Source organism: Rhodococcus zopfii NBRC 100606 = JCM 9919 (assembly GCF_001895025.1).
Classification (GTDB): domain Bacteria; phylum Actinomycetota; class Actinomycetes; order Mycobacteriales; family Mycobacteriaceae; genus Rhodococcus; species Rhodococcus zopfii.
On record NZ_BCXI01000013.1, the window covers coordinates 1 to 19,587 of the forward strand.

26 protein-coding genes and 4 tRNA genes are annotated in these 19,587 nt (G+C 67.0%); 6 read left to right on the top strand and 24 right to left on the bottom strand.

Going from position 1 to position 19,587, the window contains the following annotated elements; translation table 11 throughout:
- The 14 genes from RZ1_RS08860 to RZ1_RS08925 all read right to left on the bottom strand — a co-directional run.
- Positions 1 to 267 (bottom strand): ATP-binding cassette domain-containing protein (locus RZ1_RS08860; protein WP_174565179.1); only part of this gene is annotated, 267 nt, incomplete at its 3' end.
- A 338-nt stretch (positions 268 to 605) separates the two neighbouring features.
- Positions 606 to 992, bottom strand: coding sequence for a 50S ribosomal protein L7/L12 (rplL, locus tag RZ1_RS08865; protein WP_072811088.1), 387 nt, complete (start codon positions 990 to 992; stop codon positions 606 to 608).
- Positions 993 to 1,100: 108 nt separating this feature from the next.
- Positions 1,101 to 1,628, bottom strand: coding sequence for a 50S ribosomal protein L10 (gene rplJ / locus RZ1_RS08870; protein WP_072811090.1), 528 nt, complete (start codon positions 1,626 to 1,628; stop codon positions 1,101 to 1,103).
- 436 nt (positions 1,629 to 2,064) lie between these two features.
- Positions 2,065 to 2,781, bottom strand: coding sequence for a 50S ribosomal protein L1 (gene rplA / locus RZ1_RS08875; RefSeq protein WP_072811091.1), 717 nt, complete (start codon positions 2,779 to 2,781; stop codon positions 2,065 to 2,067).
- 88 nt (positions 2,782 to 2,869) lie between these two features.
- Positions 2,870 to 3,304, bottom strand: coding sequence for a 50S ribosomal protein L11 (gene rplK, locus RZ1_RS08880; RefSeq protein WP_016932670.1), 435 nt, complete (start codon positions 3,302 to 3,304; stop codon positions 2,870 to 2,872).
- 81 nt (positions 3,305 to 3,385) lie between these two features.
- On the bottom strand, positions 3,386 to 4,201 hold the full coding sequence (gene nusG / locus RZ1_RS08885; RefSeq protein ID WP_072811093.1) for a transcription termination/antitermination protein NusG: 816 nt from the start codon (positions 4,199 to 4,201) through the stop codon (positions 3,386 to 3,388).
- 48 nt (positions 4,202 to 4,249) lie between these two features.
- A complete protein-coding gene (secE, locus tag RZ1_RS08890; protein ID WP_072811095.1) occupies positions 4,250 to 4,675 on the bottom strand; it encodes a preprotein translocase subunit SecE in 426 nt (141 codons plus the stop codon).
- A 32-nt stretch (positions 4,676 to 4,707) separates the two neighbouring features.
- Positions 4,708 to 4,780 (bottom strand) — tRNA-Trp (locus RZ1_RS08895).
- A 171-nt stretch (positions 4,781 to 4,951) separates the two neighbouring features.
- The gene (hadB, locus tag RZ1_RS08900; RefSeq protein ID WP_072811096.1) at positions 4,952 to 5,377 is read right to left on the bottom strand and encodes a (3R)-hydroxyacyl-ACP dehydratase subunit HadB; all 426 of its coding nucleotides are present in this window, start codon (positions 5,375 to 5,377) and stop codon (positions 4,952 to 4,954) included.
- The gene (gene hadA, locus RZ1_RS08905) at positions 5,364 to 5,939 is read right to left on the bottom strand and encodes a (3R)-hydroxyacyl-ACP dehydratase subunit HadA (RefSeq protein WP_072811098.1); all 576 of its coding nucleotides are present in this window, start codon (positions 5,937 to 5,939) and stop codon (positions 5,364 to 5,366) included. Before hadA ends, hadB begins: the two co-directional genes overlap by 14 nt.
- A gap of 85 nt (positions 5,940 to 6,024) precedes the next feature.
- Positions 6,025 to 6,192: a 50S ribosomal protein L33 gene (gene rpmG / locus RZ1_RS08910; protein ID WP_068156180.1), complete on the bottom strand. Its 168-nt coding sequence runs from the start codon at positions 6,190 to 6,192 to the stop codon at positions 6,025 to 6,027.
- A gap of 59 nt (positions 6,193 to 6,251) precedes the next feature.
- Positions 6,252 to 6,327, bottom strand: a tRNA-Met gene (locus tag RZ1_RS08915).
- A gap of 53 nt (positions 6,328 to 6,380) precedes the next feature.
- Positions 6,381 to 6,453: transfer RNA gene (locus RZ1_RS08920), tRNA-Thr, on the bottom strand.
- Positions 6,454 to 6,691: 238 nt separating this feature from the next.
- Positions 6,692 to 6,777, bottom strand: a tRNA-Tyr gene (locus RZ1_RS08925).
- A 148-nt stretch (positions 6,778 to 6,925) separates the two neighbouring features.
- On the opposite strand from RZ1_RS08925, the gene RZ1_RS08930 reads away from it, so the two are divergent.
- Positions 6,926 to 7,417, top strand: a complete 492-nt coding sequence (locus RZ1_RS08930; RefSeq protein ID WP_072811376.1) for a YajQ family cyclic di-GMP-binding protein — start codon at positions 6,926 to 6,928, stop codon at positions 7,415 to 7,417.
- Between the two features lie 43 nt (positions 7,418 to 7,460).
- Here RZ1_RS08930 and htpX read toward each other — a convergent pair whose 3' ends face one another.
- Positions 7,461 to 8,321, bottom strand: coding sequence for a zinc metalloprotease HtpX (gene htpX, locus RZ1_RS08935; RefSeq protein ID WP_072811100.1), 861 nt, complete (start codon positions 8,319 to 8,321; stop codon positions 7,461 to 7,463).
- A gap of 98 nt (positions 8,322 to 8,419) precedes the next feature.
- Positions 8,420 to 9,466, bottom strand: a complete 1,047-nt coding sequence (locus tag RZ1_RS08940) for a polyprenyl synthetase family protein (RefSeq protein WP_072811101.1) — start codon at positions 9,464 to 9,466, stop codon at positions 8,420 to 8,422.
- Between the two features lie 112 nt (positions 9,467 to 9,578).
- Here RZ1_RS08940 and RZ1_RS08945 point away from each other — a divergent pair, with 112 nt between their 5' ends.
- Complete coding sequence (locus RZ1_RS08945; RefSeq protein WP_083583597.1) at positions 9,579 to 10,850, top strand: geranylgeranyl reductase family protein; 1,272 nt, start codon at positions 9,579 to 9,581, stop codon at positions 10,848 to 10,850.
- Positions 10,851 to 10,899: 49 nt separating this feature from the next.
- On the opposite strand, the gene RZ1_RS08950 is transcribed toward RZ1_RS08945, so the two are convergent.
- Genes RZ1_RS08950 through menD form a run of 3 tightly spaced genes read right to left on the bottom strand, consistent with a single transcriptional unit; the run spans position 10,900 to position 13,695 of the window.
- The gene (locus RZ1_RS08950; RefSeq protein ID WP_072811105.1) at positions 10,900 to 11,598 is read right to left on the bottom strand and encodes a demethylmenaquinone methyltransferase; all 699 of its coding nucleotides are present in this window, start codon (positions 11,596 to 11,598) and stop codon (positions 10,900 to 10,902) included.
- A 17-nt stretch (positions 11,599 to 11,615) separates the two neighbouring features.
- Positions 11,616 to 12,065, bottom strand: a complete 450-nt coding sequence (locus tag RZ1_RS08955) for a DUF3592 domain-containing protein (protein ID WP_238071746.1) — start codon at positions 12,063 to 12,065, stop codon at positions 11,616 to 11,618.
- 10 nt (positions 12,066 to 12,075) lie between these two features.
- Complete coding sequence (gene menD / locus RZ1_RS08960) at positions 12,076 to 13,695, bottom strand: 2-succinyl-5-enolpyruvyl-6-hydroxy-3-cyclohexene-1-carboxylic-acid synthase (protein ID WP_072811106.1); 1,620 nt, start codon at positions 13,693 to 13,695, stop codon at positions 12,076 to 12,078.
- 104 nt (positions 13,696 to 13,799) lie between these two features.
- Between menD and RZ1_RS08965 the strand changes: the two genes are divergently transcribed.
- Positions 13,800 to 14,390, top strand: coding sequence for a flavin reductase family protein (locus RZ1_RS08965; RefSeq protein WP_072811108.1), 591 nt, complete (start codon positions 13,800 to 13,802; stop codon positions 14,388 to 14,390).
- Between the two features lie 77 nt (positions 14,391 to 14,467).
- Here RZ1_RS08965 and RZ1_RS08970 read toward each other — a convergent pair whose 3' ends face one another.
- The 3 genes from RZ1_RS08970 to RZ1_RS08980 all read right to left on the bottom strand — a co-directional run bounded on the left by RZ1_RS08970 (position 14,468) and on the right by RZ1_RS08980 (position 16,612).
- Positions 14,468 to 14,908: a DUF6918 family protein gene (locus RZ1_RS08970; RefSeq protein WP_072811378.1), complete on the bottom strand. Its 441-nt coding sequence runs from the start codon at positions 14,906 to 14,908 to the stop codon at positions 14,468 to 14,470.
- 85 nt (positions 14,909 to 14,993) lie between these two features.
- Positions 14,994 to 15,977, bottom strand: coding sequence for an o-succinylbenzoate synthase (locus RZ1_RS08975; protein ID WP_072811110.1), 984 nt, complete (start codon positions 15,975 to 15,977; stop codon positions 14,994 to 14,996).
- Complete coding sequence (locus RZ1_RS08980; RefSeq protein WP_072811111.1) at positions 15,974 to 16,612, bottom strand: PaaI family thioesterase; 639 nt, start codon at positions 16,610 to 16,612, stop codon at positions 15,974 to 15,976. The genes RZ1_RS08975 and RZ1_RS08980 overlap by 4 nt, the downstream gene beginning before the upstream one ends.
- A 63-nt stretch (positions 16,613 to 16,675) precedes the next feature.
- On the opposite strand from RZ1_RS08980, the gene RZ1_RS08985 reads away from it, so the two are divergent.
- Positions 16,676 to 17,569, top strand: coding sequence for a 1,4-dihydroxy-2-naphthoyl-CoA synthase (locus RZ1_RS08985; protein WP_072811113.1), 894 nt, complete (start codon positions 16,676 to 16,678; stop codon positions 17,567 to 17,569).
- A gap of 130 nt (positions 17,570 to 17,699) precedes the next feature.
- On the opposite strand, the gene RZ1_RS08990 is transcribed toward RZ1_RS08985, so the two are convergent.
- Together RZ1_RS08990 and RZ1_RS08995 are read right to left on the bottom strand one after the other, a co-directional pair.
- On the bottom strand, positions 17,700 to 17,954 hold the full coding sequence (locus RZ1_RS08990) for a hypothetical protein (RefSeq protein ID WP_139281799.1): 255 nt from the start codon (positions 17,952 to 17,954) through the stop codon (positions 17,700 to 17,702).
- 281 nt (positions 17,955 to 18,235) lie between these two features.
- Positions 18,236 to 18,457, bottom strand: a complete 222-nt coding sequence (locus RZ1_RS08995; protein ID WP_072811117.1) for a hypothetical protein — start codon at positions 18,455 to 18,457, stop codon at positions 18,236 to 18,238.
- Positions 18,458 to 18,557: 100 nt separating this feature from the next.
- Here RZ1_RS08995 and RZ1_RS09000 point away from each other — a divergent pair, with 100 nt between their 5' ends.
- The gene (locus tag RZ1_RS09000; RefSeq protein ID WP_072811118.1) at positions 18,558 to 19,004 is read left to right on the top strand and encodes a hypothetical protein; all 447 of its coding nucleotides are present in this window, start codon (positions 18,558 to 18,560) and stop codon (positions 19,002 to 19,004) included.
- A gap of 34 nt (positions 19,005 to 19,038) precedes the next feature.
- Positions 19,039 to 19,419, top strand: a complete 381-nt coding sequence (locus RZ1_RS09005; protein WP_072811120.1) for a VOC family protein — start codon at positions 19,039 to 19,041, stop codon at positions 19,417 to 19,419.
- The last annotated feature ends 168 nt before the right edge of the window (positions 19,420 to 19,587 follow it).

Here is a 19,587-nt window from a genome sequence, read left to right on the forward strand (position 1 = left end):
ATCCTGGAACAGCACCCCGAACAGCTTCCGGATCTCGTAGAGCTCCTTGCTCGAACACTGCAGGATGTCCGTGCCGTCGATGACGATCGAGCCCTGCTCCGGACGCAGCAGACCGATCAGCGACTTCAGGAACACCGACTTACCCGTACCGGACGGGCCCAGCAGCGCACTGACCTCACCCGCGGGGAGAGTCAACGTGACGTCCTGCCAAATCCTCTGTGAGCCGAACGACTTCGTGAGCCCCTCGACCGCTACCTCAACTCCCACCGCTACCTCCACACCTCTCCGACACCGTCCCCACCTGTGGGTCGCGTCACTCTATCGCATCGGAGTGGTACCTGTGACACCGAATACTACCCAGGAGTAAGAAAGGCGGTCAACGCGAGCAACATACCCTGACCTATGTCAGTGACCTGCGCCGATGCGACACACGTCACGTGGTTCGCCGACAACATATCGCCACCGGTTCGTTCCCGCAGGCCAACTCGCCGGACGCCCGGAAACACGAAAAGGGCCGCTTCTCGCGGACTTCACAGTCCACGGGAAGCGGCCCCTGTTCACACTCGAACGCCGGTCACCCGGCGAGCAGCGCAGGCACAGCCGTCTTACTTGACGGAAACCTTGGCGCCGGCCTCCTCGAGCTTCGCCTTGGCGGCCTCGGCAGCGTCCTTGGCGACCTTCTCCAGGATCGGCTTCGGAGCACCCTCGACGAGGTCCTTGGCTTCCTTCAGGCCCAGGCCGGAGACGATCTCGCGGACGACCTTGATGACCTGGATCTTCTTGTCGCCGGCACCCTCGAGGATGACGTCGAACTCGTCCTGCTCGGCCTCGGCCTCGGCAGCGGCGGCCGGAGCACCGGCGGCGGCAACGGCGACCGGAGCAGCGGCGGTGACCTCGAAGGTCTCCTCGAATGCCTTGACGAACTCCGAGAGCTCGAGCAGGGTCAGTTCCTTGAACGCGTCGAGCAGCTCTTCGGTGGTGAGCTTCGCCATGATGGCGGTCCTTCCTGTAAGTCCCTCGTCGCTGATCCGCGACCGTGGGATGGTGCGCGCCGGAGCGCGCATGGATGTGTCAGTGATTCGCGGAGATGCGGATCAGCTTCAGGCGGCCTCTTCGGCTGCCTTCTTCTCCTGCAGGGCGGCCGCCAGGCGAGCCACCTGCGAAGCAGGAGCGTTGAACAGGCCTGCGGCCTTTGCCAGGTTGCCCTTCATCGCGCCGGCGAGCTTGGCCAACAGCACCTCGCGGGACTCGAGGTCCGCGATCCTGTTGACCTGATCCACGGACAGCACAGCGCCGTCCATGTACCCGCCCTTGACGACGAGAGCCTTGTTGTCCTTCGCGAAGGCCTTCAGAGCCTTCGCAGCGTCCACGGGCTCACCCGCGATGAACGCGATCGCGGTGGGTCCGACGAACAGATCGTCAAGGCCCTCGACGCCTGCCTCTGCAGCAGCACGCTTGACGAGGGTGTTCTTGGCGACGGAGTAGGTGGCACCCTCTCCGAGAGCGCGTCGCAGTTGGGTAAGACTTCCGACCGACAGACCGCGGTACTCCGTGATCACAGCGGCCGTCGAGTTCTTGAACTGCTCGGTGATCTCCGCAACCGCGGAAACCTTCTCGGGCTTTGCCATACTTCGCCTCCTCTCAGTAACAGTCGTTTTCCCGTCCGTCCCGTGCGGGACGTCCCACTTACGAAAACCGCACAGGCCGGAAACGACGAACGCCCCGGTGCAGGGCACACGGGGCGCAGAAGGAGAAGGCTCACACGTTTCGCGCGTCGCCGCGCGTGATGTTCACATCTCCCCTGACCTCGTCCTCCTGCGTGGGCCGCCGGATGACTTCCGGACCTTCAACCGAATCCGCACGCGGACCCGGTGACCAACGGTCTTGGGTAGAACATGATCGGGGTGAGATCGGCACAATGCCGAACTACGCAGGACAGACTACCGGGCCTCGCAGAGCAAACACAAATCGGAGCAAATACACATCGGACCGGAAGATGTAGATCGGCCGGCCCGGACCCGAGGTCCGTGCCGGCCGATCGTGCTACGAGCGTGTCGTCCGACCTTACTGGTCGGCCTCCTCGAGGAGGTTACGCGTACGCGCCGGATCCACCGGGATGCCCGGTCCGGTGGTCGTCGCGATGGTGACCTTCTTGAGGTAGCGACCCTTCGCGGAGGACGGCTTGGCACGCAGGACCTCGTCCAGCGCAGCCGCGTAGTTCTCCACCAGCTTGGCGTCGTCGAACGAAGCCTTGCCGATCACGAAGTGCAGGTTCGCATTCTTGTCGACGCGGAAGTTGATCTTGCCGCCCTTGATGTCGGCGACAGCCTTCGCGACATCCGGAGTGACCGTGCCCGTCTTCGGGTTCGGCATCAGACCACGCGGGCCGAGGACACGCGCGATGCGGCCGACCTTGGCCATCTGGTCCGGGGTGGCGATCGCGGCGTCGAAGTCGAGCCAGCCACCCTGGATCCGCTCGATCAGGTCCTCGGCACCGACGACGTCGGCGCCGGCAGCCTCGGCCTCGGCGGCCTTCTCGCCGACCGCGAACACGATGACGCGGGCGGTCTTACCTGTGCCGTGCGGCAGGTTGACCGTGCCGCGAACCATCTGGTCCGCCTTGCGGGGATCCACACCGAGGCGCATCGCGACCTCGACGGTGGCGTCGTAGTTCTTCGACGACGTCTCCTTGGCCAGCTTCGCAGCCGCGAGCGGGCTGTAGAGGGCCGAGGCGTCGATCTTCTCAGCGGCGGCGAGGTACGCCTTGCTGCGCTTTGCCATGTTCTGTCCTAACTTCTCACCGTACGGTGAATGGTTCGGTCGTGGTTACGGGCCTGGCAGGCCCTCCCACGGGTTCCTGCTGTGGGCGTCAGCCCTCGACCGTGATGCCCATCGAGCGCGCGGTGCCGGCGATGATCTTCGCGGCGGCCTCGATGTCGTTGGCGTTCAGGTCTTCCTGCTTGGTCTTGGCGATCTCGCGCACCTGGTCCATGGTGACCTTGGCGACCTTGGTCTTGTGCGGCTCGCCGGAGCCCTTCTGCACACCCGCAGCCTTGAGCAGCAGCTTCGCCGCCGGCGGGGTCTTCAGCTTGAAGTCGAACGAACGGTCCTCGTAGACCGTGATCTCGACCGGCACGACGTTGCCGCGCTGCGACTCGGTCGCGGCGTTGTAGGCCTTGCAGAACTCCATGATGTTGACGCCGTGCTGACCCAGCGCGGGGCCGACCGGCGGTGCCGGGTTGGCCGCGCCGGCCTGGATCTGGAGCTTGATGAGCCCGGCAATCTTCTTCTTCTTGGGGGGCATCTCTATTCCTAGTTTCTTGCTCGGTGTGGTTCTTGCGTACTGCTACTGCAAGTTCTTGAGGGGGTCGGTTCCCGGAGCCGATCAGATCTTGGAGACCTGGTTGAACGACAGCTCCACGGGCGTCTCGCGACCGAAGATCGACACCAGGACCTTGAGCTTCTGCTGCTCGGCGTTGACCTCACTGATCGACGCGGGCAGGGTCGCGAACGGCCCGTCCATCACGGTCACGGACTCGCCGACCTCGAAGTCCACCTCGATCGTGGGCTTGGCGGCGGCCGCCGCGGCCTCACCGGTCGTCGCCGCGCCGGCAGCCGGCTTCTTCTTCGCCTGCTGCGGCAGCAGGAACTTGACGACTTCCTTGATCGTCAGCGGCGACGGACGCGAAGTCGCGCCGACGAAGCCGGTGACGCCGGGAGTGTTGCGCACCGCGCCCCACGATTCGTCGTTGAGTTCCATGCGCACGAGAATGTAGCCGGGCAGCACCTTGCGGTTGACCTGCTTGCGCTGGCCGTTCTTGATCTCGGTGACCTCTTCGGTAGGCACCTCGACCTGGAAGATGTACTCGGCGAGGTCCAGGTTCTGCACGCGGGTCTCGAGGTTGGCCTTCACCTTGTTCTCGTAACCCGCGTACGAATGCACGACGTACCAGTCGCCCGGCTCGAGGCGCAGCTGCTTCTCGAGCGCCTCGGCGGGATCCACATCGGCTTCCGCTTCGACTGTCTCTGCCTCGACCGCCTCGGACTCGTCGGTCTCGATCGGCGCGTCCTCGACGGTCTCGATGCCCGCCTCTGCCGACTCCCCGGCCGCTTCCGCGGTCGCGGCGTCGTCGACAAAGACCTCGTCCGAAACGCTCTCCTCGGCCGAAGGCTCGTATGAGTCGTTCTCGGGGGTGCTCACCGGGGCACTTTCCTCTCGTCGATCACAATTCGCCGGCACGCGTACGCGCTAGCCGAACAACCAGCTGACGCCCTTCACGAACGCCAGATCAATTCCAAAGATGAATGCGGTCATGACCGTCACGAAGACCACGACGACCGTCGTGTAGGTGACGAGCTGCTTGCGGTTGGGCCAGATGACCTTGCGCAGCTCGGCGATGACCTCGCGGAAGAAGCGCCGCAGACGCTTGAAGATGTTCTCGGGCTTCTTGGTTCCGGACTTTGCGGCGGGAGCCTTCGTGGCGACTGCGGATGCCGAACGTCCCGACCCGGCGGCACCGCGCGGGGAGTCGGGGGAACGTCGACCGGAACGCTTGCCGCTCGGACGGGAGGACGCAGAGGAAACGCCGGGGGTTGCGTCGGTTGCAGTCCGGCCGTCGCGGGGATCGGAGATCCCGGCGGTGTCGCCGTCGCGCGTACCGCGCTCCTCGCTCACATCGTTCCTCTCGGTCGCTGGCCGTCCGGGTGCAGGGGCGACAGGACTTGAACCTGCAACCTGCGGTTTTGGAGACCGCTGCTCTGCCAGTTGAGCTACGCCCCTTTGGTCGACTCGCCGGAACCCGGCGTCTTCCGTCGACCTATCCGTGACCACATGACACGCGCGCTACCCAGTCGGTCTGAACAAGCACCGAAGAGCAGCGCGCTGCGCTATGCGATCCCAGAAGCCTTAGTGTACTTCATAGCCCCGGAACAAACCCAATCCGACCGGCGCTCAGGCCAGACGAACCGTTGCGGTGGCCCGCCCGAAGATCTTACGCCCTTCGGACTTGGCCACAATCGCGACCACTGCTGTCTTGCTGGTCTCGTCCACCGACCTGATCTTGCCAGTGAACTCCACCTCGGCGGCCTTGTCGGCCTCCACGAAAACCGGGCTCGTGAAACGGACGTTGTATTCCGTCACCGCACCCGGATCCCCGAGCCACTCCGTCACGAAGCCGGCCGCGATGCCCATGGAGAGCATGCCGTGACCGACGACGCCGCGCAACCCGGCGAGTTCTGCAACCTTGTCGCTCCAGTGAATCGGGTTGGGATCACCCGACACACCCGCGTAGTTGACGAGGTTGCCCCGGGTCAGGGTGACGACCCGCGGGGGCAGCTCGTCTCCGACAGAAACGTCCTCGAATCTACGAAGCGACATGCATCATCACATCCTTGACCGCGTGGGCGATGTTCGCGTCCACCTCGCCGCCGGTCCGACCGACCAGCGTCGTCCACGTGGTCAGCACGAGGTTGTCGTGCTGGTCCGTGATGATGTTCTTGGTGGTGATGATGTCACTGCCGGCAGCCTGACGGAAATCGTCGAGGAACACGTCGCAGAACAGCCGATCACCGACCTGGATCGGGCGATGGAACACGATCCGCTGATCGGTCTGCATGATCTGGCTCAGGTCGTAACCGACGACGATCTCGTCGAACAACTTGCGCTGGGCGATCATGCCGATGATCGAGATGAAGGTCAGCGGCGCGATGAGACCGTCGTAACCGAGGCCCTTGGCCGCTTCCTCGTCGTGATGCGCCGGATGGGGATCCAGCACCGCACGCGCATACTCGCGCACCTTCTCCCGGCCGACCTCGTAGAAGTCTTCGACCCGGTAGTGGTGACCGACCATGGACGCAGCGTGGGCCGCGACATCGAACGGGATCCCGGCCTGTTCGGTCACGTCCACGATGTTCTCTTCACTCACCAGTGTGTCCGTCATACGAAAAACCCCCCGCAAATCTGCCCCGACGTCTGTGACGTGGGCAGTTCTGCGGAGAGCTCACGCGTCGACGTCGACCTGTTGACTACTTCGACTCGCGGTGTGCCTGGTGGCTGCCGCAGTTCGGGCAGAACTTCTTCAGTTCCAGCCGGTCGGGGTCGTTACGACGGTTCTTCTTGGTGATGTAGTTGCGGTGCTTGCACACCTCGCAGGCCAGGGTGATCTTCGGCCGAACGTCGGTTGAGGAGGCCACGGGATGCCTTCTTTCGCGTAAATCTGATCCGCTGTAGATCAGGGTGATTCATTCTGCTTTGGTAGCGATGGCCGGACTTGAACCGGCGACACAACGATTATGAGTCGTTTGCTCTACCAACTGAGCTACACCGCCTCGGTGTTGAGTGCCGTACGAAGCAGCTGCTCGGCGGGCACCACAATCCAGCGAGCCCCCTGACGGAATCGAACCGTCGACCTTTTCCTTACCATGGAAACGCTCTGCCGACTGAGCTAAGGGGGCGTGGCCGCCGTTCGCATCTCTGCTCCCTGCGGCCTCCAAAAGATTACACACACTCGCCCGCAGTACAAAATCACCAGGTCAGGGCGCGTAAATCACGCAAGAGGCGAGTGTTCCGCGAATCCGGCCGGAGCTGCCGGGGACACCACCCGATGTCGACCACCCGATGTCGACCACGCGACGAAACACAACCGGCCCCGAAATGCAGAACGGCCCCGATCCGCGAAGATCGGGGCCGTGCTGGTGGCAGGTGTAGGATTCGAACCTACGTAGGCGTAAGCCGACGGATTTACAGTCCGCTCCCATTGGCCGCTCGGGCAACCTGCCTGGTGCGATCCGGGACCGTGTCCCTGACGCGTTGGAAGAATACAACGCACACCCCCCTCGAATGCAAACCGGGTGGATACAGGCGGTTGCGAACCGATAGCGTCGGCATGGAAACCCGTACAGAACTCGATCCGAAGTGGAGTGCCTCGTGGCTGATTCGTCGTTCGATGTGGTGAGCAAGGTCGACCGGCAGGAGGTGGACAACGCACTGAACCAGGCCGCGAAGGAACTCGCGACCCGCTTCGACTTCCGCAACACCGACGCCTCGATCGAGTGGTCCGGTGACGAGGCCATCACTCTCACCGCGAACACCGAGGACCGGCTGCTCGCCGCGCTGGACGTGTTCAAGGAGAAGCTGATCCGCCGCGACCTGTCGCTCAAGTCGTTCGATGCGGGCGATCCGGCGCAATCCGGCAAGGTCTACAAGCTGACCGGCACCCTCGTGCAGGGCATCAGCCAGGAGAACGCAAAGAAGATCTCCAAGCTGATCCGCGACGAGGGACCGAAGGGCATCAAGGCGCAGATCCAGGGCGACGAGCTGCGCGTCTCCGGCAAGAAGCGCGACGATCTGCAGGCCGTGATCTCGCTGCTCAAGAACGCCGACCTCGACGTGGCCCTGCAGTTCGTCAACTACCGCTGACCGACGCCGCGCATCCGCAGCGGCCTGCGCTGGCACACCCCGGTCAGCGCAGGCCGGCCAGGCGTTCGAGACGCTCGATCCGCTCGTCCATCGGGGGATGGGTCGAGAACAACCGGCTGACCTTCTCGCCCGCCCGGAACGGATTGGCGATCATCATGTGCGACTGGGCCGCGATTCGCGGTTCCGGCGGTAGCGGCGCCGCCTGGGTGCCTCGTTCGAGCTTGCGCAAGGCCGACGCCAGCGCCAGCGGATCACCGGTGAGCTCCGCTCCCGATTGATCGGCTTGATACTCCCGCGACCGGGACACCGCCAGTTTGACCACGGTGGCCGCGATCGGACCCAACAGCGACACCAGCAGCAACGCGAAGGGATTCGCGCCCTCTCGGTTTCCGCCGAAGGCACCCGCGAACATCGCGAAGTTCGCCAGACCCGAGATCACCGCGGCCATCGCCCCCGCCACCGACGAGATCAGGATGTCCCGGTTGTAGACATGGGAAAGCTCGTGTCCGAGGACCGCCCGCAACTCCCGCTCGTCGAGAATCTCGAGAATCCCACTCGTGCAGCACACCGCCGCGTTGCGCGGGTTGCGGCCGGTCGCGAAAGCATTGGGAGCATTGGTGGGGCTGACGTACAGGCGCGGCATCGGCTGGTGTGCCGTCGTCGCGAGCTCCCGCACGATCCGGTAGATCACGGGGGCCTGCACCTCGGTGATCGGCTGCGCGTGCATCGCCTTCAACGCCAGCTTGTCGCTGTTGAAGTACGCGTACGCGTTCATGCCCACGGCGAAGACGATCGACAACACCAGGATCGTCGGGTTCCGGAACAAGGAGCCGATGAACACGATCAGTGCCGACATGCCGATCAGCAGCACGGCCGTCTTCATACCGTTCGCGTACCCGTGCACCTAGCACCTCTTCCCGATCACAGAACCTGCGACGTTCAACGAACCGGGGCCCGCGCCAGGTTCCCGGCCGGCTGCCAGGCGGGATGCACCCCGCCGAATTATCCGACCCGGGCGATCGTGTAGTCCACCAAACGGGACAAAGCGTCGTTCGCCGGACCCTGCGGCAGTGCGGTCAGCTCGGCATGCGCGCGGTCCGCGTACTCCGCCAGCGTGCGCTTGGCCGCAGCCATACCCGGCGAACGGACCAGCAGGTCGAGGGCCTCGGCGACGAGATCCTCATCGATGACGGGCCCGACGAGGATCTCGCGCAGACGATCCGCATCCGGTCCGGACTCCCGCAGGGCGTACAGCACCGGCAGGGTGTGCACCCCCTCGCGCAGGTCGGTTCCCGGAGTCTTCCCCGATTCCGTGGACACCGATGCGATGTCGATGATGTCGTCGGCAATCTGGAAAGCCGTGCCGACCGCGTCGCCGAGCCGCTCGAGCCGGGCGATGTGCTCGGCGTCGGCACCGGAGAACGTGCCGCCGAAGCGACCGCACGCCGCGATGAGCGAACCCGTCTTCTCCCACACCACCCGCAGGTAGTGCTCGACCGGGTCCTGTTCCTTCCGCGCACCGATCGTCTCGCGCATCTGGCCGGTGACCAGCTCGGCGAACGTCTCCGCGATGATCTGCACCGCAGACGGCCCCAGCGTCGACACCAGACGCGACGCGTGCGCGAACAGGTAGTCGCCGGCGAGAATCGCGATGCTGTTACCCCAGCGTGCGTTCGCGCTGGGCGCACCGCGGCGCATCGTCGCCTCGTCCATCACATCGTCGTGGTACAGCGTCGCCAGGTGCACGAGTTCGACGACGGTCGCCGCGATCACGAGGGACGGATCCGTCGGATTCGGCCCGAGCTGGCCGGTGAGCACCGTGAACAGCGGACGGAACCGTTTGCCGCCGGCCTTCGCCAGATGCAGTGCGGCCTCGGTCAGGAAGTCTTCGCCGTCGGAGAGTTCCTGCACGAGCAGATCCTCGACCCGGACGAGTTCGTCCCGCACGGTGGCCGCCAAGCTCGGATCGCCGAGATCGACCCCGGCCACCACGGTTCCCGACACCGCGCCGGACGAACCGGCGGTCTGCGCCGCCCCCTCAGTGCTCACGATGAAGTACCCATCCTGTTCTGTCGCCTCGGCTCCACCGTAGTGAACCTAGCCGCTCACCCGGCCGCCCACCTCGTCGAGGCACCGAACCTACACCTGACAAGATGAGCACGTGGTGGAACAACCCTCCGCGCGCGCGTCGCGCCAGACCGACAACTCCCTGCCCGAACGCACCGATGTTCTCGTCATCGGCGCAGGTCCCGCCGGTTCATCCGCGGCGGCCTGGGCAGCGCGGGACGGACACGACGTGCTGCTCGTCGACGCCGCGACGTTTCCGCGCGACAAGACCTGCGGCGACGGACTGACCCCGCGCGCCGTCGCCGAACTCGACCGGCTCGGGCTCGGCGACTGGCTCCGCACCCACACCGTCAACCGCGGACTGCGCCTCGAGGGTTTCGGGCAGCGACTCGAACTCCCGTGGCCCGACGGATCGTTTCCCACCCAAGGCAGCGCGGTCCCGCGCACCGAACTCGACGACCGCATCCGCCGTACCGCCGTCGAGGCCGGGGCGCACATGGTCGACGGAACGAAGGCCGTCTCCGTCGACCGCGACGGCGACCGCATCACCGCGGTGACGATGCGCACGTCCTCGGGGCTCCGAACCGTGGCATGCCGGCGACTCGTCGTCGCGGACGGCGTCCGCTCCCCGCTCGGAAAGATCCTCGGCCGGACCTGGCACCGCGACACCGCCTACGGCGTCGCGGCCCGCGCCTATGCCTCTTCCCCACGCAGCGACGACCCGTGGATCACCTCGCACCTCGAACTGCGCGACCCCGCCGGCACCCTGCAGCCCGGATACGGCTGGGTGTTCCCCCTCGGATCCGGCGAGGTCAACATCGGTGTCGGAACCCTCGCGACGTCGGCCCGCCCGGCGTCGGGATCGCTGCGACCGCTCATCGACCTGTACGCCGCGCAACGCCGCCCCGAATGGGGCCTCGGCGAGGTAACCCGCGTGGCATCGGCGTTGCTCCCGATGGGCGGGGCTGTCAGCGGGATCGCCGGACGCAACTGGGCGCTGATCGGCGACGCCGCCGCCTGCGTGAACCCACTCAACGGCGAAGGAATCGACTACGGCCTCGAAGGCGGCCGCCTGGTCGCCCGTGTCCTCGACTCCGACGACCTCACCCACCTGTGGCCCACGCTCCTGCGCGAACGCTACGGACGCGCATTCTCCGCGGCACGACGGCTCGCGGGCCTGCTCACCATCCCGCAGTTCCTGCCCGCGACCGGGCCGATCGCGATGCGCTCACGCGCACTCATGACGGTCGCGGTCCGTGTGATGGGCAACCTCGTCACCGACGCCGACGCCGACCTCGTCGCCCGCGCCTGGCGGACCGGGGGGCGCGTCTCGATGCACTGGGACCGACGTCCCCTGTTCGCCTGAGACACCGCGCTGCTGTGCAGCGCTCTACCGAACCGCGCTGTGCAGCGCTCTACCGAACCGCGCTGTGCAGCGCCACGATCCCCCCGGTGAGGTTGCGCCACCGCACCGACTTCCACCCCGCAGCCTCGATCCGCAGCGCCAGTTCCTTCTGATTCGGCCAGGCCCGAATCGACTCCGCCAGATAGACGTACGCGTCGGGGTTGCTGCTCACCGCGCGGGCCACGCGCGGCAGCGTCCGCATGAGGTACTCCATGTAGACCGTGCGCAGCGGCTCCCGGACCGGAGTGGAGAACTCACACACCACAAGCCGTCCCCCCGGCCTGGTGACGCGTGCGATCTCGCGGAGCCCGGCATCGAAATCGGAGACGTTGCGCAGCCCGAACGAGATGGTCGCGGCATCGAAGACGGCGTCGGCGAACGGCAGTTTCATGGCATCACCGGCGACCATCGGCACCTGCCGGAAACTGCCGGCCTTCAGCATGCCGGTCGAGAAGTCGGTGGCGACGACCCACGCCCCGGAGCGGCCCAATTCGACGGTCGAGACGCCGGTGCCGGCCGCGAGATCGAGGACCCGCTCCCCCGGCTTCAGGTCCAGCGCCGCGCGCGTCGCCCGTCGCCACCCGCGATCCTGCCCGAACGACAGCACCGTGTTGGTCAGGTCGTATCGTTCGGCGACACCGTCGAACATGGACGCGACCTCGCGCGGATCCTTGTCGAGGGACGCACGCGATCCGTGAGTAGTTGCCACGGCCGAAACGTTACCCGCTACGACCGCCGCCGCAGATACAGCAGTATCGGCGTCGTGATGAGCCAGGTGACGACGATCACGGACCCGGCAGGCACGATCGCGACGCGCGCGTCCCGGCCCGTGACCCGGACGAGGTCCGGGTCGCTGCGGGCGTATTCGACGGCGATGCGCTGCCCCACCGTCAGGCCCGTCGGATAGAGCACACCGAGTTCCGGGTTGTGGGTGACCCCGTCGGGTGTGACGAAGCTGATCGCGGATCGCACGGAACCGGCCGAGAGCACCTCGGCGGTCGCGGTGCCGGTGTCGGAGCCGATGATCCGGTCGTTGCGCCATGCGCCGAGCACCAGGATCACCGCGAGCACCGAGACCGCGACCGCGACGGTGAGCACGGCCCGGCGGGTCCGCTCGGAGGCGGTCGTGCCCGGGGATCCGCCAGTGCCCGGGGAGCCGACAGGGGGGATGGTCACGCCCGCGACCTCACAGTTGCGCCCGCACAGCCGCGTGGAGTTCACGCAGGCCGGCGCGGTCGGTGGCGACCTCGAGCACCCGGATGCCGCCGACGGGGAGGGCCGGATCGGCGAGCGCGGCGGTCAGGCCCGGCAGATCGACGTGGGTGTGCGGTACCCGGTAGGCGGTGCACAGCGCGGCCAGGTCCATGCCGTGCGGTGTGCCGAAGACGCGCTCGAACACGCCCGCGTACTGGGGATCGCCCTGTTCGAGCAGCTCGAAGATGCCGCCGCCGTCGTCGTTCGCGACGACGATCGTCAGGTTCCGGGGACGCGGTTCGGCGGTGCCGACCAGCAGACCGGACGCGTCGTGCAGGAACGTCAGGTCGCCGAGCAGCGCGACGGTTCTACCGTCCTCGTACGCGAGGGCCGCGCCGACCGCGGTGGAGACGGTGCCGTCGATCCCGGCGACACCGCGGTTGGACAGCACGGTCACACCCTGCTTCGGGTAGCTCACCAGCGCGGCGTCGCGCACCGGATTCGACGCACCGAGCAGCAACTGGTCGCCGGGGCGCAGGGCATCGGTGACGGCCGCGGCGACGTGCAGGCCCGTCGGCTTCGGATGCCGGTCGAGCTGAGCGCGCACCGCCTTGTCCGTGTGTGCGGTCAGCCGGCGGCAGCGGTCGAGCCACGCCGGATCGGGGTTGCCGGTGACGACAGCGCGGGTGCCGGTGGCCAGGACGTTGCCGGACACGTCGGGCCACCGCGGGCCCGTGGTGAGCGCGTACACCTCGACGGACGGGTCGGCGAGCAGCTTCGACACGGGCCGATGCAGCGTCGGCCGGCCGGTGACCACTGCCTTGCGGGGCTGGAGCTGCGGCAACGACATCGGATGTACGGGAATGCCGTGCATCGGCGCGGTGGGTTCGGCGACGGTGGGCAATCCCGCCAGTTCCGGCCGGTACGCCGAGCCGTGTCCGGAGATGACGATGGTGTCGTCGGTGACGTCGAGTTCGAGCGGCACGTCGAGGGTGGCGTGGGCCGTCGTGGTCCACGCGCTGCCGTCGGCGCGTCCTTCCGGCACCGGCCCCTGCACGTGCACATCGGGAACGAGCGGTTCGCGCAGTGGGATGTCGAAATGCACGGGACCGGCATTGCCGGAGCGGGTGCCGCGCGCGGCGGCGAGGACGCGGCTGACGGCCGAACGCCACTGGCTGTTCTGCTCGAGCCCCTCGGCCAGGCCCAGGCTGATCGTCGCCCGGACCTGGCTGCCGAACAGGCCGAGTTGCTCGACGGTCTGGTTGGCACCGGAACCGAGCAATTCGTACGGCCGGTTCGCGCTGAGCACGACGAGCGGCACGCGGGCGTAGTTCGCTTCGAGGACGGCGGGCCCGAGGTTCGCGACCGCGGTACCGGAGGTCATGACGACCGGAACGGGCTGACCGGATGCGAGCGAGAGCCCGACGGCGAGGAATCCGGCGGTGCGTTCGTCGATGCGCATGTGCAGCCGCAACCGGCCGGCCGTGTCGGCGGCCTGCAACGCGAACGCGAGCGGCGCATTACGCGAACCAGGGCACAGGACCACGTCGCGAACACCGCCTCGGGCAAGTTCGTCGACTACTGCGGTGGCCTGGGCGGTGGACGGATTCACGGCGTCCAGCGTAGTTCGGGGTTCGGTGCCGGTTCTCGTTCCCCCGGCCGATCGCGAGTGGTGTCACAGGACGAATATGTGCGGACGCACGTGAGAATGGGTGCATGCGCACAGTCTTCGATCCCGCCGAACTCGGCGCCGGTCGCTTCTACCGACTCCTCACCGCGACCGTCGTGCCGCGACCGATCGCGTGGGTGTCGACGATCTCGGCGGACGGGGTGCCCAACGTCGCGCCCTACAGTTTCTTCACCGTCGCCGGTACCGCACCGCCGGTCGTACAGTTCACGTCGGTGGGCCGCAAGGACAGTCTCCGCAACATCGAGGAGACCGGTGAGTTCGTGATCAACATCGCGACGGTGCCGTTGATGGAGCAGGTCAATGCGACCTCCGCCGGGTTCGCGCACGACATCGACGAGTTCGAGCAGGTGGGCCTGCGCGCCGAACGCAGCGAGCGGGTGCATCCCCCGCGGGTCGCCGAGTCGCCCGCCTCGATCGAGTGCACACTGCATCGGGTCATCGAGGTCGGTGACTGTTTCGTGGTGATGGGGGACGTGGTGGCGGTCACGGTGCGTCCCGACGTGCTCGCCGACGACGGCGCACCCGATTTCGCGGCACTCGCCCCGGCCAGCCGCCTCGGACGCACCGAATGGGGGCTGACACCCGAGGTCCGGACACTTCCGCGGCCGCCGCAATAGGCTCCCGCGCTGCTGCGGCGAGTGGTGATACCTTCCCGTCCCCGTCCGCGAGGCCGGAAAGGTATCCACTGCTCAGGTCAGCCGGCGTGCTTCTGGATGAGCGCACCCAAGCGCGGCAGCGCCTCGCCGACGTGCTTCTTCGCCGACGGACGCAGCGCGTCGTACACCTTCTTGATGGCGGTCTTCGACGTACCGGCGATGCGCTCGTCCGTCACACCCAGGAGTGCATCGGAAACCTGTTCCTCGCGAGCCACGAGGAAGTCGGCGAAGGATCCGGCACCGCCGAATTCCTGCCAGAACGGCTGGATCTTCTGGACGAACTCGGGCAGCAGCCCTTCGATCGCGCCCGGCACGATCGACGGTCCGACCTTCTTCACCGCGGAGTATCCACCCTTGAGGGCGAGACCCGAGGCGCCCTTCTTGTCCGAGACCTCAGCATCGATCAGAGCCTCGACGTCGGTGACGACTGCCGGGAACTTGTCGGCGCCGAGCAGAGCATCACCCAGAGCTGCAACCACTTTCACTGCCTCCATACATGGGACTTGTGTGACCATTGGGACGCCCGAACGATATACGACGCGACGGCCGCAACATACTCCCGAGTTACCCGAGCAGCGCATGGCAGCGCCGAAGCCGGTCCGTCCACCACCGGGCCCGATCCTCGGGAGCGGCCAGCTCGGCAAGGCGGGCAGGATCGGGGGCGACCGCGCCGACCGGGATCATCCCGTCGGTCATCGTCCTCACCGCTGCCACGTCGGTCGTGAAGAAGCCACCCGTGCCCAGGCCACAGGCATAGGGCAGATCCGGAAGCGCGGCGGCGGCAGCCAACCCCGCGCCCATGCCGACCGCGGAATCGAGCGCGCTCGACACCACGACTGGCACGCCGTACTCGGCCAGTTCCCCGGCGAGCGCCAGCAGCCGCCTGGCGCCACCGAGCGGTGCGACCTTCACCACAGCAATGTCGGCGCCGCCCGCGCGCACCACACGCAGCGGGTCCTCGGCGCGCCGGATGCTCTCGTCCGCCGCGACCGGGACTTCCGGCAGCCGTCGTCGCACCTCGACGAGTTCGGGCACGGTGGCGCACGGCTGCTCCGCGTACTCGAGGGGTGCGTCCGCGGTGAGAGCGGTCAGCGCGGTGACGGCCTCGTCGACGGTCCAGCCGCCGTTCGCGTCGACGCGCACGTTGCCGATCAGTTCGCGGACCGCCCGCACCCGTGCGATGTCCTGGGCGAGGTCCTGCCCCTTCTCGGCGACCTTCACCTTCGCGGTACGTGCGCCGGGGAACCGGGCCAGGATCTCGGGCACCCGGTCCGGATCGACCGCGGGTACGGTCGCGTTGACCGGGACCGCCGCCCGTCGCGGAGCGGGATCGCCGAGCCAGGCGGATTCGATCGCCGAGCGCAACCAGCACGCCGCTTCCTCGTCGCCGTATTCGGGAAACGGGCCGAACTCGCCCCAGCCGGCCGGACCCTTGACCAGCACGACCTCGCGGGTGGTGATCCCCCGGAACCGCACCCGCATCGGCAGCGCCACGACGACCGAGCCGGCGAGGACCTCGTCGAGCGGGGGCAGTACCGGCTCGGTCACGGCTGACCGGGCAGCAACTGGACCATGAGGGCCTCGCAGTCGCACAGCAGCGTGCCGTCCGGGGTGCGCAGCTCCGCCGAGCAGAAGATCTTGCGGCCTTCGACCCGATCGACACGGCCCTCGACGACGAGCTCGGTCCCGATCGGAGTGATCTTGCGGTAGTTGATGCGCAGATAGCCGGTGCGGGCGATCGGATGCCCGGAGGCGTGCACGATCATGCCGAACAGGTCGTCGAACAGCAGCGGGATGGTGCCGCCGTGCACGGCGTTGTTGCCGCCGCGGTGGAACAACCGGAACATGCCGCGTTCACGGACAGCGTCGGCGTCGAACTTCTCGATGAGCCACGGCGGTTGCAGCAGGCTGCCGCGGCCGGGCAGGTCCGGATTGAATCCCGCCGGCGACTTGCCCTCCGGAACCTGGTGCGGCTCGAGGAGATCGCCGAGGGCCTCGGCCTGCTCGATCGCCTGTTCGACTACGTCGTCCGGCGGGTTCGTCGAGACCGCAAGATCCTGCAGCCGACGCAGGGCTTCGACGAGCCGGCCGTAGTTCGGACCCGCCTTGACGGGCGTGTACACGGGGAACCCGCCGTGGTGTTCGTGTTCCGTGTCCACCGACCGGTCCGTTTGCTCACTCATACCCAGCACGCTATCGGCCGCTGACGATCGGGGCGTGCCAACCCCACCCTCTAAGGTGACGACGTGACCTTCAATCCTGAGCTGTGGCGTCCCGTTCCCGGGTTCGAGAATCTCACCGACATCACGTACCACCGGCACATCACGCAGGGCACCGTGCGTGTCGCGTTCGACCGGCCGGAGGTGCGCAACGCGTTCCGTCCGCACACCGTGGACGAGCTGTACCGGACGCTCGATCACGCGCGTATGACGTCGGACGTGGGTGCGGTGCTGCTCACCGGCAACGGTCCCAGCCCGAAGGACGGTGGCTGGGCGTTCTGCTCGGGTGGCGACCAGCGCATCCGAGGCCGCAGCGGTTACCAGTACGCGAGCGGCGAGACCGCCGACACCGTGGACAAGGCTCGGGCCGGGCGGCTGCATATCCTCGAGGTGCAGCGGCTGATCCGGTTCATGCCGAAGGTCGTGATCGCGCTCGTCAACGGCTGGGCCGCCGGTGGCGGGCACAGCCTGCACGTCACGTGCGACCTGACCCTCGCCTCGCGCGAGCACGCCCGGTTCAAGCAGACCGACGCCGACGTGGGCAGCTTCGACGGCGGCTACGGCAGCGCCTACCTCGCGAAGATGGTCGGGCAGAAGTTCGCCCGCGAGATCTTCTTCCTCGGCGACACCTACACCGCCGAGGAGATGCACCACATGGGCGCGGTGAACCGGGTCGTCGACCACGACGAACTCGAGAACGTCGCGCTGGAGTGGGCTGCGAAGATCAACGGCAAGTCCCCGCAGGCGCAACGCATGCTCAAGTACGCGTTCAACCTGCAGGACGACGGACTGGTCGGTCAGCAACTGTTCGCCGGTGAGGCCACGCGCCTGGCGTACATGACGGACGAGGCCGTCGAAGGTCGCGACAGCTTCCTCGAGAAGCGGGACCCGGACTGGTCACCGTTCCCCTGGTACTTCTGATCTCCTCACCGGCTGCTCGACCGAAGGCGAGCCCGGAGACCCCGATGCCTGGGCGCCGAGTCGCGTCCAGGCACCGGCGTCCCGGCTCCGATCGACGGCTCGCGGATCGGAGTCGGCGTATCCCTCCCGCCTACCGCGGCATGACGCCGCTGAATCCGCCGGGAGTCTTGCAGGGCACATCCGTGGGATCGGGAACCTGCACACCGGGCTGAATCGGGATGCAGGCCGGGTCGATGATCGGCTGCTGCGGGGCGCCCTGTTCGACGGTCGGCCCCGGTGTCCAGCCATGGGGCGCGCCGCCCGCCTGCGCCACCCCCGCCGCCGCCAGGACCGCTCCTGCCGCCGCCATCGTCATAATCGCGCCACGAATCATCTTCGTACCCATCGGTTTTCTCATCTCGTCTCGACGGAAGCCTTATTGCCTCACTACATCGTTCGATGAGCGAAGGCAGCGGAATGTTCCCGGCGATCGGGCATCGACCCGAACGATCCGCGCCGGGATGGGAATCCGGGATGCTTTGCACCCCAGCATCTTCAGAGCAGTCAGGACCGGGGCACGGCGACGGTGATGTCGGCGCCCCGCAGTTCCTCGTATCGTTCGGTATCCACATTCCGCGCCGTGATCGAGATCCACAGGGTGCCGATGAGTAAGCCGCCGGTCGACCGTCAGCCGAGATGACCCGGGGTCATACGTTCGGTCGATTCCACAATCAGCTGGTGCCCGACCGTCGTGGCCTTGCGCAGCGAGGTTTCCATCCGTTGCAGGACCTCGACGATGTCGTCGTTCGACAGGCCCGACAGGTCGACACCGAGCAGGCCGTCGACGGCGGTGTCGAGGGCGGTCAGCCGCGCCTCGATCGTACCTCCGCCCACCTGATTCGAAATCATGTTCGAATATAGCGAGGGGTACCGACAGGACCGGTCGAGCTTCCGAAAGGATCGGGGATGAATCGATCGCAAACCCGCCCGGTCCGGCACACTGTGCACCATGACCGACCGCGAGCGTCCGGCACCCGAACACATCCGCCCGGAGGGTGTCGACGACGCGACGATCGAGGCTCTCGGAAAACTGTCCGAGGCACTCGAGACCGTCGAGCAGGCCCGTGGTCACCTCTATGCGTTCCATCAGCTCATGGGCCGCGGCGACCTTCAGGTCGGGGAAGCCGCCGACCTCCTCGACGCGGCGGGCCACACCGAACTCGCCCAGCGGGTGCGGACCGAACTCGTCGGCCGCAACATCATCGAAGGTCGGTGGAGTTTCCAGCTCGTCGAGGAGTTCGACGACGGCTACTGGTCGGAATTCCGGGCCCTCGACGCGGACGTACGCGGCAAGCTGGCCGGCGGTCGGCGGCACTTGTTCGAGGCCGAGATGAAAGAGGAGCGGCGCACCCACGGCCGGCGAGGGCACGAAGCGCGACCCGGCTCGCCCGAGTGAAGGCTCACCCGAATCGAAGGAAGGAAACCGGAACGTGGAGGTACTGAGCAGCCGGACGATCCTGCGTCCGCGCGACCACGAGGCGGCGCTCGAGTTCTACGGAACGACCCTCGGCCTGGCGATCGCCCGCGAGTACCCGGGCGGCACGGTGTTCTTCGCCGGCCAAGGTCTGATCGAGATCGCTGCACACGGCGGGAGCGACGAGCCGACTCGTTTCCCCGGTGCTCTGTGGCTACAGGTGCGCGACGTGTACGACGCCGAGGCCGAACTGGCCCTCGCGGGCGTGGAGATCGTACGGGAGGCCAAGCAGGAACCGTGGGGACTGCACGAGTTGTGGATCGCCGATCCCGACGGCATTCCCGTCGTACTCGTGCAGATTCCGCCGGACCACCCGATCCGGCGCGACACCCGGTAGCGCGGGCCCTGCCCACACCGATCACGACGCGATATGACCACGATCACATCGGACCGGGAGTGACTCCTCCCACACGGCTCCGGCGACACCCTGCCGCGACCTCGCGTAACAGGTTCGAAACGCTCCCAGTTCATCAGACGTTCGCTGTACTTTTACCTCCCTGCTACC